14 protein-coding genes are annotated in these 18,383 nt (G+C 39.4%); 6 read left to right on the plus strand and 8 right to left on the minus strand.

The genetic code is table 11. The features are described 5' to 3' along the window. Positions 1-2 precede the first annotated feature (2 nt). Complete coding sequence (locus QZL88_RS08885; protein ID WP_296940229.1) at positions 3-890, minus strand: AraC family transcriptional regulator; 888 nt, start codon at positions 888-890, stop codon at positions 3-5. Between the two features lie 231 nt (positions 891-1,121). On the opposite strand from QZL88_RS08885, the gene QZL88_RS08890 reads away from it, so the two are divergent. The 5 genes from QZL88_RS08890 (at position 1,122) to QZL88_RS08910 (ending at position 6,801) form a co-directional block, all read left to right on the plus strand. Then, positions 1,122-2,912 carry an L-fucose isomerase gene (locus QZL88_RS08890; RefSeq protein WP_296940233.1) on the plus strand — a complete coding sequence of 597 codons (1,791 nt, stop codon included), beginning with the start codon at positions 1,122-1,124 and terminating at the stop codon, positions 2,910-2,912. A gap of 5 nt (positions 2,913-2,917) precedes the next feature. Beyond that, the gene (locus tag QZL88_RS08895) at positions 2,918-3,310 is read left to right on the plus strand and encodes an L-rhamnose mutarotase (protein WP_296940234.1); all 393 of its coding nucleotides are present in this window, start codon (positions 2,918-2,920) and stop codon (positions 3,308-3,310) included. 25 nt (positions 3,311-3,335) lie between these two features. Further along, complete coding sequence (locus QZL88_RS08900) at positions 3,336-3,980, plus strand: class II aldolase/adducin family protein (RefSeq protein WP_296940236.1); 645 nt, start codon at positions 3,336-3,338, stop codon at positions 3,978-3,980. 75 nt (positions 3,981-4,055) lie between these two features. Continuing rightward, entirely contained in the window at positions 4,056-5,519 is a 1,464-nt protein-coding gene (locus QZL88_RS08905; RefSeq protein ID WP_296940238.1) for a rhamnulokinase family protein, read from the plus strand. A 40-nt stretch (positions 5,520-5,559) separates the two neighbouring features. Continuing rightward, a complete protein-coding gene (locus QZL88_RS08910) occupies positions 5,560-6,801 on the plus strand; it encodes a sugar MFS transporter (RefSeq protein WP_296940241.1) in 1,242 nt (413 codons plus the stop codon). On the opposite strand, the gene QZL88_RS08915 is transcribed toward QZL88_RS08910, so the two are convergent. After that, entirely contained in the window at positions 6,798-7,142 is a 345-nt protein-coding gene (locus QZL88_RS08915; protein ID WP_296940243.1) for an MGMT family protein, read from the minus strand. The two genes, QZL88_RS08910 and QZL88_RS08915, sit on opposite strands and share 4 nt — an antisense overlap. A 964-nt stretch (positions 7,143-8,106) precedes the next feature. Here QZL88_RS08915 and QZL88_RS08920 point away from each other — a divergent pair. Continuing rightward, on the plus strand, positions 8,107-8,829 hold the full coding sequence (locus QZL88_RS08920) for a nitrilase-related carbon-nitrogen hydrolase (protein ID WP_296940246.1): 723 nt from the start codon (positions 8,107-8,109) through the stop codon (positions 8,827-8,829). Between the two features lie 498 nt (positions 8,830-9,327). Here QZL88_RS08920 and QZL88_RS08925 read toward each other — a convergent pair whose 3' ends face one another. The 6 genes from QZL88_RS08925 to QZL88_RS08950 all read right to left on the minus strand — a co-directional run bounded on the left by QZL88_RS08925 (position 9,328) and on the right by QZL88_RS08950 (position 18,371). Further along, complete coding sequence (locus tag QZL88_RS08925) at positions 9,328-11,334, minus strand: glycoside hydrolase family 97 protein (protein WP_296940248.1); 2,007 nt, start codon at positions 11,332-11,334, stop codon at positions 9,328-9,330. A 39-nt stretch (positions 11,335-11,373) separates the two neighbouring features. Continuing rightward, entirely contained in the window at positions 11,374-12,459 is a 1,086-nt protein-coding gene (locus QZL88_RS08930; protein WP_296940250.1) for an aminoglycoside phosphotransferase family protein, read from the minus strand. Positions 12,460-14,010: 1,551 nt separating this feature from the next. Next, entirely contained in the window at positions 14,011-14,352 is a 342-nt protein-coding gene (locus tag QZL88_RS08935; RefSeq protein ID WP_296940252.1) for a DUF4405 domain-containing protein, read from the minus strand. 3 nt (positions 14,353-14,355) lie between these two features. Beyond that, complete coding sequence (locus QZL88_RS08940; RefSeq protein ID WP_296940253.1) at positions 14,356-15,186, minus strand: DUF4249 domain-containing protein; 831 nt, start codon at positions 15,184-15,186, stop codon at positions 14,356-14,358. 24 nt (positions 15,187-15,210) lie between these two features. Then, positions 15,211-17,580: a TonB-dependent receptor gene (locus QZL88_RS08945; protein WP_296940256.1), complete on the minus strand. Its 2,370-nt coding sequence runs from the start codon at positions 17,578-17,580 to the stop codon at positions 15,211-15,213. Positions 17,581-17,720: 140 nt separating this feature from the next. Then, positions 17,721-18,371 carry a GNAT family N-acetyltransferase gene (locus tag QZL88_RS08950; protein ID WP_296940258.1) on the minus strand — a complete coding sequence of 217 codons (651 nt, stop codon included), beginning with the start codon at positions 18,369-18,371 and terminating at the stop codon, positions 17,721-17,723. Positions 18,372-18,383: the final 12 nt, after the last annotated feature.

The following is an 18,383-nucleotide window of genomic DNA, read 5'->3' on the forward strand; positions in this document are numbered from 1 at the left end:
TGTTAATCTCCGATATTTCCGAAGACCCGTTGTTTATTATACTCACTTCTGTATTCTGAAGGGGTTTGGCCGACATGCTGTTTAAACATCCGGTTGAAATATGAAATGTTATCTATCGCCAATTCGAGAGCAATATCCCTTATAGAAATACCGGTAGTAAGTAACAGCAATTGAGCCTTTTCTATCTTTTTCAGATTTATATACTTCAATGGCGTACATTTCATTTCTTTTCTGAATAACCTGATAAAATGGTCTTTGGTTATACAGGCTATCGCTGCCAGCTGGTCTATAGATATATCTTTATCTGTATTTTCATGAATATATTTCAATCCGCTGATTATCCGGCTATCTCTATTATCCGATTTAACTTTAGCCGTTTCAAAAAACTTAGCCATCAGCTGATATAATATACCTTGCGTTTCGATGATGGAATGACGGGGTATCTTATTGTTATCGGCTATATATTGTGAAAAATTCGGAAAATTGTCGTATAACTCCGGATCTAAATTTCTTAAATGGCGTTCAGGATTAATCTTTAGCAGTCTCTCTGTCAGCAAAAAATCCAATGATTCAGCTTTTATCCCTATTGGGAAATCATATTTGTCAAATACAGATTCCTTATTCATCACTCTTTCATAGAAATGGATGTAGTATAGCGAAAAATAGCCGTCACATTCATCATTGTGCAGAGTAAAAGGCGGTGTCAGGTAGATATGATCGGGCTTTAGTGTATATAGTTTACCACCAATCTTTGTACGTGCCTCTCCTCCTTTCACATAATATATTCTGGCGAAAGGACTATAGATATTTTTCCAGTTCCAGTTTGCATTGAGCTCCGAGTAGCCAATGTTCAGAAGAATAAAATCAAAGTTATCGGCAATAGTATACATAGACACGTATCGCTTTAATGTTATTTAAATAAATTATAAATATACTTATTTATAATATATAATCAATTATTCCAGGTACAACATATCGATATAATACTATCTATCCATCGAAAAAGTGACAGTTATTCTTGTATTTTATCCATAAATTCGCATTATAACCTGAATCAACCTTCTTCGGTAAGAAGCGACTAAGATATACCGAACAAATAATTTTAAATCTAAATCGATATCATGACAACAAAAAGATTTCAAGGCCAATGGCCGAAAATTGGCATCCGTCCCACTATCGACGGCCGTATGGGTGGTGTACGCGAATCACTCGAAACCCAGACAATGAACATGGCGAAAAGCGTAGTATCTTTATTGACCTCAACGCTGAAATATCCGGATGGTTCTCCTATAGAGTGCATCATTGCGGATTCAACTATCGGACGTGTAGCCGAAAGCGCCGCCTGTGCCGAAAAGTTCCGGAAAGAAGGTGTAGGCGTTACCATTACCGTTACTCCGTGCTGGTGCTATGGCAGTGAAACGATGGATATGGAACAACACACCGTAAAAGCCGTTTGGGGATTCAATGGAACAGAACGCCCCGGAGCGGTATATCTTGCGGCGGTATTAGCCGGACACGCACAAAAAGGATTACCCGCATTCGGCATCTACGGACGCGATGTGCAGGATGCAGGAACAACGGAAATCCCTGCCGATGTGAAAGAAAAACTGCTCCGTTTTGCAAAAGCCGGTCTGGCTGTGGCTACCATGCGAGGAAAATCATACTTATCTATTGGAGCCGTTTGTATGGGTATCGCAGGCTCTATCGTAAATACCGATTTCTTCGAAGATTACTTAGGCATGCGCTGCGAAGGTGTCGACGAAGTGGAAATCATCCGCCGTATGACCGAAGGCATATACGATAAAGAAGAATATGAAAAAGCGCTGGCTTGGGCTAAAGCGAATTGCAGGGAAGGCGAAGATACTATCAACCGGGCAGACCTAAAAAAAGATCAGAACGGAAGAGATAAAGACTGGGAGTTCATCGTGAAGATGACATTGATAGTCCGCGACCTGATGATAGGCAATCCGAAACTGAAAGAAATGGGATTCGGCGAAGAGGCTTTGGGACACAACGCTATTGCCGCGGGATTCCAAGGACAACGCCAATGGACGGATTTTTATGCAAACGGTGATTTTACCGAAGCAATTCTGAATTCATCTTTCGACTGGACTGGCATCCGCTCTCCTTATATACTAGCTACCGAAAATGATGCACTGAACGGAGCGGTTATGTTATTCGGCTATTTACTTACCAATACAGCACAGATATTTGCAGACGTACGTACATACTGGAGTCCCGAATCTGTGGAACGTGTAACAGGTAAGAAATTAGATGGTCTGGCTTCCGGAGGAATGATCCACCTGATTAATTCAGGCGCTGCAACCCTAGACGGCAGTGGCCGTCAGAACGACAAGGATGGAAAGCCTACGATGAAGCCATTCTGGGATATTACAGAAGCGGAAGCAAAAGCCTGTCTGGACGCGACAACATGGATGCCGGCCAACCGTGAATATTTCAGGGGAGGTGGCTTTTCTTCCAAATTTCTGACACGTGGAGGAATGCCTTGTACAATGGTTCGCCTGAATCTGGTAAAGGGTCTGGGCCCTATATTGCAAATCGCCGAAGGATGGACAGTAGATCTGGACCCGGCAGTGCACAAGATATTAGATGAACGCACCGATAAGGGCTGGCCTACAACATGGTTTGTCCCTCGCCTGACAGACGATCCTAACTTCAAAGATGTATATTCGGTAATGAATAACTGGGGGGCTAACCATGGTTCTATCAGCTGCGGGCATATCGGAGCTGATCTGATTACACTGGCTTCTATGCTTCGCATTCCTGTATGTATGCATAACGTAAGCACTGATGATATTTACCGTCCGTCTTCATGGAACGCATTCGGTATGGATAAAGAAAATGCCGATTACCGGGCATGCCTGACATACGGGCCTCTTTATAAGAAATAAGAAGAATGATGAAAGACCTGAAAGAAGGGTATAAAAAAGAACCGGCAGGGGCGACAAAACACTTCTGCCAGTTCCTGAAACTAAACCCGGATACCTTAGAACAATATAAATATTGGCACAACAGCCATAATATCTGGAAGGAAATTCCTCAAGGCATTCGCAAGGTAGGCATTCTGGATATGGAGATATATGTGATAAATGATATAGCCTTCATGCTAATAGAGACAGCTCCCGATTTCGACTGGGATGTTTCTTTCGGTAAACTGGCTACATACGAAAGGCAGTCCGAATGGGAAGAATTTGTATCTCAATTTCAGATAGCCGGAGAGGGGCAGCGTTCGGAAGAGAAATGGCAACTTGTAGAACGTATATTTTCCCTTACCGACGCATTGACGTGATCCACATTGTAAACTAAACATTAAAATGATAACAAAAGAACATATTGCAAAATTTATAGAACAAGCTCATCGTGTCGGAAAAGAGCGATTGCAGCTTTGCAGCAGCGGTAATCTTTCGTGGCGTGTAGAAGGAAATACTGCATTGGTATCGGGTACAGGCTCATGGCTTCCACGTCTGGCGGAAGAAAATGTAGCCGTATGCGATATATCGACAGGATTGCGGATAGATGGACCGAAACCCTCTATGGAAAGTGTCTTCCATCTTGGAGTATTACGAGAGCGGAAAGACATGAATGTAGTGCTGCATTTCCAGTCGGAATATGCCACAATCGTTTCATGTATGAAAAACAAGCCCGAGAATTTCAATGTCGTAGCCGAAGTTCCCTGCTACTGCGGCCGTGAAATTCCGGTAATACCCTATTTCCGTCCCGGTTCTAAAGAATTGGCTGATGCTGTGACAAATGCCCTGAAAGAACATGACTGTGTATTGATGAGCAAGCATGGTCAGGCAGTTTGTGGAAAAGATTTCGATGATGCCTTCCAAAAAGCGGTCTTCTTTGAATTTGCATGCGGCATAATTGTACGTGCAGGTGAGGGTAATTATCAGACTTTGAGTGATGAAGAAATTCGTGATCTGGAGGTTTATATCTTAGGAAAATCCGGAAAATAATAGTTATGAGTTATGGTGTTACGTTATCTGCTTATTAATGGGCACATTGGCATATTAATCAATTAGATCATTATCATGGCATATCTGGCTTTAGACCTCGGGGCAGGAAGCGGCAGGGCGATTGTCGGCTTCATTGAAAACGGGAAAATCCGGCTGGATGAAGTCCATCGCTTTAGCAATCCTCCCATTTCGTTAGGCAATACGCTCTATTGGGATTTCCTGTCGTTGTTCTCGAATATAAAAGAGGGTATCCGTTTAGCCGCAAAAAAAGGCTATACACTGAAAGGCATTGCAGTAGATACCTGGGGTGTCGATTTCGGGCTGATAGACAAATTGGGACATTTACTATCCAATCCTGTTTGCTATCGTGATCGCCGTACCGAAGGTATATCTGCCATAGCATCCGTATCTATCTCTACTGAAGAACTGTATGCAATTACAGGAATTCAGCAGATGGAAATAAATTCCGTTTTCCAACTTTTAAGTCTTAAACAAAAAGAAGACCCGGTATTATCAATCGCCGATAAATTGTTGTTTACTCCCGATCTTATAAACTATTTCCTTACGGGAATTGTCTGTAATGAATATACTATAGCTTCTACATCCCAATTATTAGACGCGCAGACACGGCTCTGGAGCAAAGTTATCCTTGATAAGCTGGATTTACCATATCGATTGATGGAAAATATCATCTACCCCTGCAATCTTATTGGTAAACTAAGGAATGAAATTGCAGAAGAAACAGGAGCTGATGGTATCAATGTGTTTTCTGTTGGCTCGCACGATACAGCCAGTGCTATTGCCGCCATTCCGGCAAATGGTAAAGACTGGGCATTTCTGAGTTCGGGTACATGGTCGCTGTTGGGTGTAACAACAGACAAACCTGTTCTTACAGAAGAAGCCCGAAAAAATAATTTTACAAATGAGGGCGGTGTAGATGATAAGATTCTCTTTATGCGAAACATTACAGGGCTTTGGCTTTTGCAAAGACTGATTGACGAATGGGAGAAAGCAAACGAAGAATGCAATTATGAGTACCTTTTCGCAGAGTGTAATAAGGCAGAACCTTTTCGCAGTATTGTAGACAGCGATAACCCGGTATTTACCCATCCCGCTTCTATGGAAAAAGCCATTCGGGAATATTGCCAACGCACCAATCAACCGATCCCCGTATCGAAAGGAGAATTAGTTCGTTGTGTATTGGAATCTCTTGCCGTTAAGTATTATTCTGTAATGGACAAGTTGCAGGAATGCACAGGTCTGGAAATAAAATATATCTTTGTGGTGGGTGGCGGAAGCCGCAATGAGTTGCTGAACCAATATATAGCCGACGCATTGAATATGGAGGTGATAACAGGCCTTACTGAAGCAACGGCAGTGGGTAATATTATTCAGCAGGCAATAGCCGACAAACAAATACAGGACTTAGAAGAAGGACACAAGATTATAAAAAACAGCTTTGAACAAAAAATATATTATCCCGAAAACACAAAAAGATGGACTGATGCAATAGCTAAAATAAAACATCTGTTCCTATAAATCTTGGAGCAACTTAACCTTTTTAATACCGATACATACCATGCAAAATAACTTGAAAAGTAATTCCATGTTCAAGGGGAAGGATGGCCAGAACTATCTGTTTCCGTTTATACTTGTCACCAGCCTGTTTTTCCTGTGGGGATTCGCTCATGCCTTACTGGATGTTCTTAATGCCCACTTTCAGGAAATATTGCAAATCTCCAAGGCTCGCTCTGCATTAGTACAGTTTGCCCTGTACGGCGGTTATTTTGTGATGGGTATCCCCGCCGGATTAATAATAAAAAAATATGGATATAAGAAAGGAATTGTTTTCGGTTTATTGGTCTTCGCAATCGGAGCATTTCTTTTTTATCCGGCAACATTGATCAAGACATTCCTGCCTTTTCTGATAGCACTGTTTGTCATTGCCTGCGGACTGACCTGCCTCGAAACGGCAGCCAATCCTTACACAACGGTTTTAGGCCCTGCCGAATCGGGGGCAAGGCGCATCAATCTGGCTCAATCCTTTAATGGTCTGGGTTGGATATTAGGCCCTCTGGTGGGAGGATTGCTTATCTTTTCGGATAAAGGTGATCCTTTCGCAGCATTGGCTACGCCTTATATTGGTATCGGGGTGGTTGTACTGCTTATCGCTGTATTGTTTATACGCACTCCTTTACCACAGATAGCAGCAGGAGAAACGGAAACGTCTGATAATACGGCAACAACAGATACCAAAAGCCGTTACAGAGACCTGTTGAAGCATCCTCTTTTTATATTTGCAGTCATAGCGCAGTTCTTTTATGTGGCCGGACAGACAGGCATAGGCAGTTTCTTTATCAATTATGTAATTGAGGTACGTCCCGACATTTCGCATCTGGAGGCTTCCCAAATACTTGCATTCGGCGGTATGGGTATGTTTATGATTGGCCGTATATCGGGAAGTTATATGATGAAATTTTTTAATCCTAAGAAATTGCTGGCAATATATTCTGTAATGAATGTCTTATTGATGATTGTTGTGGTTATGGGATTGGGTATGGTATCGGTGGTATGCCTCTTTGCTTCATATTTCTTTATGTCTATCATGTACCCTACGATATTTGCGATAGGTATAAGCGGATTGAAAGAAAATACAGAGAAGGGTTCTTCCCTTATCGTTATGGCTGTAGCCGGAGGTGCTGTTATCCCTATGCTGATGGGACGTATCGCCGATCTGTACTCTATGGCTACCGGATTTATCATACCACTGATCTGCTTTGCTGTGATATTCGTTTTCGGAATGAATAAATTGAAGAATTAAAGGTTTATCTCTTTCATCGGGTTCCAGAATACGGATTTCCAGTTCTTTATCCTGTCGTTTGCTACAATAACTCCTTCGGCTTCGAGCAGCGTCTGCATTTCTCCGGAACTGCCGAATGCTTCCTTGGCCGATAATACCCCGCTGCTATTGACTACACGGTGGGCAGGAATACCGCTTTTAGCCGAATTACATTCGCCCATAACACGCCCGACCATCCTCGACATGTTGGGATGACTGATAGCTTTAGCTATCGCTCCATAACTGGTTGCCCGCCCGTAAGGTATCATTCTTACAATTTCATAGACGGCTTTAGTAAAATCTTCTTTATCGAGTTTAGACATAATCCGATATTTATACAAATATAATATTAAAATCGGATGAATAAATGATGATGTTTTTATAAGAGGTTTATCTATATAGAGTTGATAGCCTTTAGCTATTAGCTGATAGCTCTTTGAAATAATTAATTAGCAGATTTGTAAATTAGCAAATGAATGAAAAAGTGTAACCTTTTAGTCTCTCCAACCTCCCCTAAGGGCAGGACTGTTAAGTTCTCTACTTTGTTCTGTTATTTTCTGCTGTCATCCTGAGTGGAACGAAGGAACCCGACCCTGAGAAACGAGATGTTTCACTCCGTTCAACATGACACAGAGGGTATAAAAAATTAGAACTTAACAGCCCTGCCCCATGAGAGGCTACAGAGAGCGTAAAAGCTAATTATTAATTGCTCTTTGTGTAAGCTTTACATACGCTTTGCTCCTGTGACCGTTGGTTGTTACCTTTTGAAAAAAGATACAAGTTGTTAACTGTTGACTGTTTACTGTAAAAGTTGTTACATGTGTTACCTTTTCGGAAGCTGTAGGGGCAATCCCTTGTGGTTGCCCGGTATTGGAAAAGGCAGGTACCCACAAGGGTACCCCTACGAAAAATAGCAAAAGGTGTTACATGTGTTACTTTTTAACAATTGAGAGTTGCAGCCAGATGAGATACGAGTAGATAAGACGCGAGATACAAGTTGCTAACTGATGACTGTTAACTAAAACACTGTAACCTTTGTTACTTTTTGTGCCTTGGCATCTTTGCGGATGGTCTTTTAATTACAGAGTATGTGTAGTGACGAAGACTTATTGAAAAAAGTAGCAGATGAAAAATCTGTAAAAAGTGTCAACTTTGTCAACTTTTTTGAAAGAGTTATAAGTAAACAAGATCTAAGTTGCTAATGTCTATTGGTTAAAAGCTAAAGAAACTAATAAACAACATAAAAAAACTTTTGTAAGTTTGTGATTGTAAAAATACATTACTTATATGAATAACTACGGATTTGTCCGCGTTGCGGCAGCCAGCCCTTCGCTAAAGGTTGCTGATTGTGATTATAATACAGACGAGATACTTAAACAAATAAATGAAGCGCAGAGTAAGGGTGTTTCGGTCATTGTATTTCCCGAACTGGGTATCACCGCCTATACTTGCGGCGACCTGTTCCTGCAAAGGCTGCTCCTCGAAGAAGCGGAGAAATCGCTGCAACGGATATGTGATGCTACACGCGACTTGCCGGTGACAGTCATTGTCGGTGCGCCTGTCGAAATATCGGGCAGGCTTTATAATATGGCAGTAGTTGTCGCTGCCGGGTATATTCATGGAGCAGTACCGAAAACTTTCCTTCCCAATTATAATGAGTTTTACGAAAAACGTTGGTTCTCGTCCTCAGAGGAATTGAAAGCGCAGTCGGTATCCCTCTGCGGACAGTGCGTGCCTCTCGGTATTAATTTGATATTCAAGATGTCCGGATTCAGCTTTGCAATAGAAATATGTGAAGACTTGTGGACACCGATTCCTCCATCATGCGCGGCAGCGTTGAGCGGGGCAGAACTTATATTTAACCTGTCGGCCAGTAATGAGACTACAGGTAAGCATGGTTATCGCAAAGCTCTGGTGAGTCAGCAATCGGCTCGTTGCATTGCCGGATATGTGTATGCGGCAGCCGGAGNCGACCCTGAGAAACGAGATGTTTCACTCCGTTCAACATGACACAGAGGGTATAAAAAATTAGAACTTAACAGCCCTGCCCCATGAGAGGCTACAGAGAGCGTAAAAGCTAATTATTAATTGCTCTTTGTGTAAGCTTTACATACGCTTTGCTCCTGTGACCGTTGGTTGTTACCTTTTGAAAAAAGATACAAGTAAACGAGATACAAGTTGTTAACTGCTGACTGTTTACTGTAAAAGGTGTTACATGTGTTACCTTTTTGCGCCTTTGCATCTTTGCGAGCGTCATCTCTCATCCCTGATTAAGATGAAGTTACGGATTTTTTAGAAGAAAATGTGACAATAAAAATTGTGTAAAAAGTTGTCAGGTTTGTCAAGTTTTGTACATAAGCTATCGGCTAACAGCTAATAGCTAAAAATGTGTTACTTTTGTTACTTTTTTTAAGATAAAGATGGCATGGGCTTTTCCGCCCCCTCAAACATTAAAGGAAACAGGGGCGCCATGTTATGACTACCCCTGCAACAAAGTATATTGTGTAATTATTTCCTTGTTATTTTGATTACATAGCCTCCACCCGGAGCCATAGATACCGGTAGCTTTTTATTTGACGGAATATCTATTGTTTCTTTCTTGTAGTCGCGGGCGGCACGATCGGCATTTATCCCGTCTTTGAATATTTCACCTTTGAAGTTGCCTTCCCCTAAGAAAGACAGGTCCAGTTCCATGTTACGTGCATCCCAGTTAGTCATAGCTCCTACATACCAGACATTATCTTTTTGACGGGCGATAGATACATACTTTCCTATTTCTCCACTCAATGAGATGGTATTATCCCACACTGTGGGTACGGTGGCGATAAACTCTGTACATTCCGGTTCCGACATGTAATTGGACGGACTATCACATAACATGTTCAGAGGGGATTCGAAGATGATGTATTCGGCCAGTTGACGACAGCGCGTGCCCTGACTCATGGCTTCATTATACACATTTTTGTAATTTCCTTTTGTCGCATTACGCATTGCGCCTTGTGTATAGTCCATCGGACCTGCTACCTGACGTATAAACGGAATAGTAACATCATAGGTGACCTGATCGAGTTCGGGACCGGACCATTTCAACTGCTCCAGACCATTTACCCCTTCAAAGTTGATTACATTCGGATAGGTACGTTGCAATCCGGTTGGCTTGTATGTACCGTGGAAATCTATAAGTACTTTGTATTTAGCCCCCATTTCAGCTGCACGGCGGTGAAAGTCTACCATGATCTGGTCATCCCTATCCATGAAATCGACTTTAAATCCTTTGATGCCCATCTCGCTATAATGCTTGCAAACCTTTTCCAAGTCCCTGTCGAAAGCATGATATCCGGCCCAGAGGATAAGGTCTACATTCTTTTCTTTAGCATAATTGACTAGTTCCGGCAAGTTAATTTCTGGTATTACCTGAAACAGATCGGCTTTTTTGTTGACAGCCCATCCCTCGTCGAGGATTACATATTCAATGCCGTACTTAGATGCAAAATCGATATAGTATTTATATGTCTCATTGTTTATACCTGCGCGGAAGTCAACACCATACAGGTTCCAGTCATTCCACCAGTCCCAGGCTACTTTTCCGGGTTTTACCCAAGAATAATCCCCTTGGGAGGGAGTTGCAAGTTTGTATACCATATCACTGTCGGCGAGTTCCGAATCTTTTTCGGCAACAATAACTGCTCTCCATGGGAAGTTTGTAGGGCCATCGGATTTTGCTATAAATGATTCACGTGAATCGACCAATATCTGGAGTTCATTATGTCCTCCCTGACGGGTATCTTTAGGGTAAGGGGCGAATACACCTTTCAGACCATTTGCTGTTTCAGCCGGATACAAAAACATTCCGGGGTAATTCATCAGGTCAGCCTCTGTAATGCAAATCTTTTTACCTTTCGCTCCTTCGACTACCAACGGTGAAATACCGAGGCGCTTTTTGTTCCATGCAGATAGAGCTATATTGTGATATGGTTGCTCAAATGAGTTGGAGAACTGACCCTCAAGAGGGGCGGATTCCGGTTTGTTGGCATAGGCAACAAATACTTTCTGATCGGCAGGGAAATTAAACTCAGCTTGTTCATTCTCTATAACAAACGGTTTCTTTGAGGTAGAGACAAAGCGATAAGCAATACCATCATTATAGGCGCGAAATATGATATTGTAATCACCTTTGAACTTTAGAGTCAACTCATTGTAGTTATCCGCGATCTTATTTCGTTTATAAACAGAAGCGTCAATGGTTTGATTTACAGATTTTACGGATGAGCCGGATAGCTTGGTATTAATACCAAAGGCACTGCCATCAGCCAAGGTCATGGATACCGGCGATTTAGCCAGCATTATATCCCCATCATGAGACACTGAATATTCGACTGTTTTGCCCACGCTGATACTGGCTTCCAGCTTGCCATCAGGAGATTTCAGGGCGAACTGCTTTTGGGCAGTGACTGTCATTGTATAACAGAATAAAAGACAGAATAAAGACAGGATTACCGGATTGTTTTTTCTCATTATTAGTTATATTTGAAGGTTTATTATCCAATTTATAAGCTATCCTTTCAGATTAACAACAAGCCTGTTTACGATTTCACACATCTTCTCGTAGTTCTCGTCCATCGACTGCAGGAGTTTATATTGCGCATGTGTGCGTATCAGGTTATGAGTATTATTCTTCACTTTGTAATAGTTATCACCGTCAATGTAATCCATGAGAAAGCGGAGAACCTGCTCGAACGTTATGTATTTGGCGGAAAAGGCTAAATTCTCTATTTCGGCCGGAGTAAGGAATGTAATTGCCTCAGATAGGTAGCCTGCCGTGTATCCCTCAAAGATGTCCATCTTGATATACACATTATCCGAATTCTCATCATCTTCTTTACCGGCATTGGTATATGAACGGATAGCATCACCATAGTCATTAAGGCACATACTGCTCAGGACTGTATCCAGGTCTATTACACATAATACATTACCTTGTTTATCAAACAATATATTGCTGATCTTGGTATCATTGTGCGTAACCCGTACCGGGAGTTCACCAGCTTCGAATTTGTTCCATAAAGCAAGCATTTCGTCGCGACGGTTCTCTATCCATCCGATCTCTTTCAGCACATATTTTTTGCGTCCTATGGGATCTTTCGCCAAGACCTCATCCCATTGCTGAAAACGGAACTTCATATTATGAAAACCAGGTAATATATCAGCTAACGGTTCCTTCATATCGGCCAGCATGGACTGGAACTTGCCGATTCCCCGTCCTCCTTGTGCTGCTAATGCGGGGGAATCTGCGTAGTCATAAGCAATTGTATTATCAATGAATAAACATGCAGCCCAATATTCTCCGTCTTCATCCAGATAATATAGCTTATTATCCAGCGTAGGAGTTATTGTAAGAGCCTCACGCAAGGGATTACCTCCTTGTCTGACAATCTTTTCTTTCAAGTGACTACTTACCTTATAGATGTTATCCATCATGGCAGGAATATCTTTGAAGATATTCTTGTTTTTCTTTTGCAGTATATAGTTAGGGCTATTTCCTATAGTTTCTACAAAAAAAGTATCATTAATGAGTCCTTCGCCTAAAGAGCGTATTTCCTGTACAACCCCATCGAAAGCAAAGTGTTTTCCTACATTCATCGGCTGGTGGCGTTAATTTAAGATATATAATGCTGGATGCATTTTAAACTAAAGAATAGAACGAAGATAGAGGTTTCATTTATATTAACATCTATTTTTTATACTTTTTATTGGAGTCTGTATAAAAATTAATTGATAAAAAAAGGCTCTCTATAGTACAGAATAGTATATAAAAGAGAATCTAAATATGATTTTGGTAAAAATAAAGAATAAGTGATCAATCGGTAGATTGAAGGACCTGCTTTTACTAATCGTTTCATCTCTCGAAAAAGACTTAATTGGATCGAGTAATAAGTTTTAAGTTATAGATATATTTTTCAGATATTACAAAAACATAGTAAAAAAAGCCTTTAATAAAACTTACGTTTGTTCACTGGTTTCATAATATAAGATTCCTTTATTTGCTATCCTCCTAAAAGAAGGTATACGATAAAAGTTCCTATGATTAGAAATAAAATTATTGATAGAACTGCTATAATAATTTCTTCACTAATGCCACCCTCTTTATTCTTCGGATAAGACTTGAAGGACTGCCAGTTTAATTTTAGATGAAATATATTTAAGATTATAAAAGCGATTCCGGCTAAAGCATGACATGATACGCTAATATGTTTTTCAAGGCTATCAGGATCATCTTCAAAGAATTGAATTAATATAGCTGTAATAAACAAAATGATNGGAACTTCATATTATGAAAACCAGGTAATATATCAGCTAACGGTTCCTTCATATCGGCCAGCATGGACTGGAACTTGCCGATTCCCCGTCCTCCTTGTGCTGCTAATGCGGGGGAATCTGCGTAGTCATAAGCAATTGTATTATCAATGAATAAACATGCAGCCCAATATTCTCCGTCTTCATCCAGATAATATAGCTTATTATCCAGCGTAGGAGTTATTGTAAGAGCCTCACGCAAGGGATTACCTCCTTGTCTGACAATCTTTTCTTTCAAGTGACTACTTACCTTATAGATGTTATCCATCATGGCAGGAATATCTTTGAAGATATTCTTGTTTTTCTTTTGCAGTATATAGTTAGGGCTATTTCCTATAGTTTCTACAAAAAAAGTATCATTAATGAGTCCTTCGCCTAAAGAGCGTATTTCCTGTACAACCCCATCGAAAGCAAAGTGTTTTCCTACATTCATCGGCTGGTGGCGTTAATTTAAGATATATAATGCTGGATGCATTTTAAACTAAAGAATAGAACGAAGATAGAGGTTTCATTTATATTAACATCTATTTTTTATACTTTTTATTGGAGTCTGTATAAAAATTAATTGATAAAAAAAGGCTCTCTATAGTACAGAATAGTATATAAAAGAGAATCTAAATATGATTTTGGTAAAAATAAAGAATAAGTGATCAATCGGTAGATTGAAGGACCTGCTTTTACTAATCGTTTCATCTCTCGAAAAAGACTTAATTGGATCGAGTAATAAGTTTTAAGTTATAGATATATTTTTCAGATATTACAAAAACATAGTAAAAAAAGCCTTTAATAAAACTTACGTTTGTTCACTGGTTTCATAATATAAGATTCCTTTATTTGCTATCCTCCTAAAAGAAGGTATACGATAAAAGTTCCTATGATTAGAAATAAAATTATTGATAGAACTGCTATAATAATTTCTTCACTAATGCCACCCTCTTTATTCTTCGGATAAGACTTGAAGGACTGCCAGTTTAATTTTAGATGAAATATATTTAAGATTATAAAAGCGATTCCGGCTAAAGCATGACATGATACGCTAATATGTTTTTCAAGGCTATCAGGATCATCTTCAAAGAATTGAATTAATATAGCTGTAATAAACAAAATGATCAGGGCAAAAAATAGTCCGATGGATATGAACGCTCGATAATTAAATCCTCTTTTATATGATACTTTCATAGTTTATTCTTTAATGGTATAATCTTTAACATCGACCTCTGATAGTCGGAAATATCCATAAGCAAAATTTTTACTGTCGGTCTGATTTACAATATTGCCCCGAACAGCAGCCGGTGTTGGAGCAAACATAGGTCCATCATCATTACCTGATGCTAGTAGTAGTTTAGCCATATAGTCATAATATCTTTTAGATATCCCGTATAACTTGAGGTTTAGAACATCGCCTACTTCCAAATCCTCATGTGAATAATAAACAGCGGTTAAGGCTCCCTGATTCATTTCGTTATTTTCGACACTGTATTGTGGAAATACTATATGTCTCATCTTAACGCTATACAGATAGTAGTTATACTCAGCACCATTGTCCTGATAGTAGTATGTAATTTCAATCTCGTCACCTGCCATACCTCCTTTATTGTTCTGTTCGATTGTATCTTCGATCTTTGGTGTCCCGATTAGAGTTTCCATAGCTGTATATGTTTCTCCATTCAGGTTAACAGTCAATGTATACGTTTCTCCAATAACAGGTTCAAAATCGGTACAGACATATTCTCCTTTACCGGCAGTCTCAATAAAATCAAAAACCATATCTTTTGTATTGGTTACAGTTATGGTTGCTCCTGAAACTGTCGGGAATTTATCCTCGTAATAACCTGTTGTAGTTGTCAATTTAATTTTTTGTTCGTTGCCCGTTGTACCCTTTATCCAGTCAATAGATGCATCTATTACCAGTCTTGGCTCGGCTGTCTCTAAATCAACTTTGATAACATCTTCATAGCACGCAGTAAAGGACAAAGCGATTATGACGATTAGAATTATATTTAATGATTTCATCTTATGATTTTTTGAATGTTTATTTTAAAACTTGAAATTGTAAGTGATTCCGGGGATAATACCGAATATGGACATTTTCTTAACTTCACTCAATCCTGTCGTTGCATTTTGTCCGAAATTGTAAGAAGCTGCATTGTGCCTGTTGTAAACATTGTAGATACTAAATACCCATTCGCCTTGCCATCCTTTTTTCTTATTCGGATTTGGCGTGTAAGTTGCCGATAAATCTAAATGGTGATATGCTGCTAATGAATTTGCGTTTCGTGTACCATAATTCGCAATAGTTATTCCCTGATACTCGTATTTTCCATTCGGAAATGTTGCGGCTTTACCCGATTGAAAAGTAAAAGTGCCTCCTAAAGACCATTTTTTACTTAGTTGATAAGCTCCTGTAAGTGAAAGGTTATGCAATTTATCATAATTGGCCCGATACCATTTGCCATTATTGATTCCCGGTTCAGTGGCATTCCTCCCCGGAGTCTGTTGTTCTGCTTTAGAAAGGGTATAAGAAAGCCAGCCTGTCAGTTGTCCTGTATTTTTTCTTGCCATCAATTCCAACCCATATGAGCGAGCCTTACCATTCAGGAGGACTCTTTCTATTGCTTTATGTGCAATTAAATTTGCCCCATCAATGTAATCCGCTTTATTTTTTATCGTTTTGTAGAATGTTTCGACTTCTAGTGAATAATCGTCATCACCAAAGTTTTGTAAATAACCTAATGCCACCTGATCGGAAATTTCCGGTTTAAGAAATTTGTCACTGGGAGCCCAAATATCAAGAGGTGTTGCAGATGCCGTATTCGATATCAGGTGGATATATTGACTCATCCGGTTATAACTTAACTTTATAGATTTATCTTCATTTAAAGCATAAGCCATTGCCAATCGTGGTTCAAGGTTTCCAAAACTTACGATAGATTTATTTGTGCCGTAATATTTTGTTCCTACTGGGGTTCCTTCTTCATAAATCTGAAATTCAGGATTGAAGACTACCGCTTTATCATTTTCGTATATATTTATTTCTTCTTTGCCGAGTCGTTGGAAGTTACTGTATCGGAGTCCGTAGCTGACTGATAACTTATCCGTTAACTTCTGCTCTGCACTAAGGTACAGGGCATTCTCAAAAGCATTCTTTTTAGCAATCTGATCCGGAATAACTCCCGATGTTTCATCGAAGGGTCTGATTGTTCCGGGATTAAACTGATAATAAATAGAATTAAGTCCATAATTCAGGATCAAGTTATTGGATAGATAATGCTTAAAATCATATTTGAAGTTATAGTTTCTAATATTTGACTTCCAATCGATACCTGCAAACTTTATCTTTAATCCATATTTATAATCGCTATAAATAGCTGACATATTAGAGAATATCTTATCGGTAAAGATGTGATTCCATCTTACATTGGTTAGAATATTTCCATAATTGTTTATCAAAGATTTATTCATGTCAAATACATCATTACCCAAATATCCGGAGACAAAAAGATTATTCTTATCGTTGAACCGATAATTAAGCTTGGCATTCAGGTCATAGAAGTATGCTGAGTTCGGCTCGTCTGCCAACTTCAGTAAAAGGTGTGCGTATGTCCCTCTTCCAGCCACAACAAACGAGCTTTTGTCTTTTACGATTGGTCCTTCGACCAATAAGCGACTGGAGATTAAACCGATTCCCCCATTTACATGATATTCTTTATTATTTCCCTCTTTCTGATAGATATCTAATACAGAGGATGCCCGACCTCCGAAATTGGAAGGAATACCTCCTTTATATAGTTTTAGGTCTTTGATCACATCAGAATTGAAAACAGAGAAAAAACCGAACAGGTGTGAAGTGTTATAAACTACCGCTTCATCCAGTAAAATGAGATTTCCATCTACAGAGCCTCCTCTTACATTAAATCCTGATGCGCCTTCCTGTGCATTGGTTACCCCAGGGAGTTGTAACAATGATTTCAATACATCGACTTCCCCCATAACCGCTGGCATTTTCTTAATTGTACTTATGGGAAGCTTATTGACGCTCATTTCGGGTTTGAAAATCCTGGTCTTATTTTCATTGACAGTAACTACAACCTCTCCTAATGTTGAACTTTTCTCAAACATCGAAAAATTTTTCGTTGTATTTGCGGTTAGGGAAATACTCTCTTGAATACTTTCAAAACCCATGTAACTGATGATAACAGTATAATCTCCTTTGGGTAGTGTGATGGAGTAAAAGCCGTAGGAGTTGGTAACGGTAGAAGCACTTCTTGCTTCTGAAATGATAATACTTGCACCAATCAATGTCTCATTATTGGAGTGATCGGCAATAGTACCGCTCAATGTAAATTTCTCTTGCGAGAAAGCATTGGATGCAGTGATTAAAAGGAAGAGCATGCAAAAAAGTTTCATTCTACTTGTTTATTAGAGATTATATCATAAAGTATAATTGCGATACAAATATGATATCAATAATAAGCGTGTAGAAATTTTTGAGAAGAAGGACAAGATTTATGCGATAAACGGAGCTATGTCTAGCTTTTAAAGACTATCTATAAATCTAACTTCATTGTATAATTATAATAATAGTCGTGTTTATATTGAACTTTCCCTTCATTCAGCTTTTGGAATCCCAATCGACTATAGAAGGTAACATTCTCCGGCAATTGAGTTGTTAATCCGATTACATGGCATTTCCTCTCTTCGGATCTTAATTGTCTGATACTGTTCTTTATCATAAAAGAGCCAATACCAGTTCCCCTATATTCTTCTTTGACTACAACCATTGATAAGTAATAATATTCATTGGTGTTGATCGCTTTCGTTAGTAATTGTTTATTATAGGAATCCATTCCTAACATTTTCTGTAAAGTTAGTAAGCCGAATTTTATAATAAATCCAGGTAATCCTATTTGTAAATAAGTTTTGAATTCCGGTTTGACACCTCCGGGAGGGAGTAAACTATATACACCTATTATGCGACCTGACTTATTGTCTTTAACAACGTTTGTCACTGATGCTTTTTGATTGAGAAGAAGCAAAGTCGTCTTGAACAACCAGAATAAGCCATCCCATAAATTATCTTTTCCTGTGAATATTAAAGCATAAGCCGGATTCGACACAAATGTATCCGTCAACATAACAGCCACTTCTTCTACATCTCTTTTTTGTAGCGTTTCTATTTGAATATCAATATTAGTCATATATCGTTAGCT

The organism is uncultured Dysgonomonas sp. (assembly GCF_900079725.1).
In the GTDB taxonomy this organism is placed as follows: domain Bacteria; phylum Bacteroidota; class Bacteroidia; order Bacteroidales; family Dysgonomonadaceae; genus Dysgonomonas.

Coding starts and splice junctions, on each gene's coding strand:
- QZL88_RS08885 (WP_296940229.1), bottom strand. CDS start 890: ATGTATACTATTGCCGATAACTTTGATTTTATTCTTCTGAACATTGGC.
- QZL88_RS08890 (WP_296940233.1), top strand. CDS start 1,122: ATGACAACAAAAAGATTTCAAGGCCAATGGCCGAAAATTGGCATCCGT.
- QZL88_RS08895 (WP_296940234.1), top strand. CDS start 2,918: ATGATGAAAGACCTGAAAGAAGGGTATAAAAAAGAACCGGCAGGGGCG.
- QZL88_RS08900 (WP_296940236.1), top strand. CDS start 3,336: ATGATAACAAAAGAACATATTGCAAAATTTATAGAACAAGCTCATCGT.
- QZL88_RS08905 (WP_296940238.1), top strand. CDS start 4,056: ATGGCATATCTGGCTTTAGACCTCGGGGCAGGAAGCGGCAGGGCGATT.
- QZL88_RS08910 (WP_296940241.1), top strand. CDS start 5,560: ATGCAAAATAACTTGAAAAGTAATTCCATGTTCAAGGGGAAGGATGGC.
- QZL88_RS08915 (WP_296940243.1), bottom strand. CDS start 7,142: ATGTCTAAACTCGATAAAGAAGATTTTACTAAAGCCGTCTATGAAATT.
- QZL88_RS08925 (WP_296940248.1), bottom strand. CDS start 11,334: ATGAGAAAAAACAATCCGGTAATCCTGTCTTTATTCTGTCTTTTATTC.
- QZL88_RS08930 (WP_296940250.1), bottom strand. CDS start 12,459: ATGAATGTAGGAAAACACTTTGCTTTCGATGGGGTTGTACAGGAAATA.
- QZL88_RS08935 (WP_296940252.1), bottom strand. CDS start 14,352: ATGAAAGTATCATATAAAAGAGGATTTAATTATCGAGCGTTCATATCC.
- QZL88_RS08940 (WP_296940253.1), bottom strand. CDS start 15,186: ATGAAATCATTAAATATAATTCTAATCGTCATAATCGCTTTGTCCTTT.
- QZL88_RS08945 (WP_296940256.1), bottom strand. CDS start 17,580: ATGAAACTTTTTTGCATGCTCTTCCTTTTAATCACTGCATCCAATGCT.
- QZL88_RS08950 (WP_296940258.1), bottom strand. CDS start 18,371: ATGACTAATATTGATATTCAAATAGAAACGCTACAAAAAAGAGATGTA.